The 279-nt window shown below is 63.4% G+C and carries 1 protein-coding gene; it reads right to left on the reverse strand.

What is annotated here, in order from left to right; all coding sequences use genetic code 11:
* The coding region (locus tag AC0IYH_RS31215; protein ID WP_471838078.1) for a hypothetical protein at positions 1-279 on the reverse strand (279 nt) is incomplete at both ends.

The raw sequence follows: 279 nt of genomic DNA on the forward strand, positions 1-279 counted from the left end.
GTCGACGCCCGCGAAGCTGCGGTCGATCAGCCGCGCCGCGCCCGGCAGATCGCCGTGCTGCAACGCAGCCTGTGCCGCCACGGCCAGGACTTGCGGACGCCAACCGGCACCGTCACCGCTGATGCTGATCGCATTGGCTTCTGTTATCGTGTGCGCAGCCTGCTCTGTTTTGCCCCGTTTAAGTTGGTTCCGAGCCATGTTGACCAGCAAGCGCACACGAGACGCCGGACTGCGGATTTCATCGGCAGCATCCATTGCCAGCTTGAATTGCTGAGACGC

Source organism: Pseudomonas sp. AC463 (assembly GCF_979253585.1).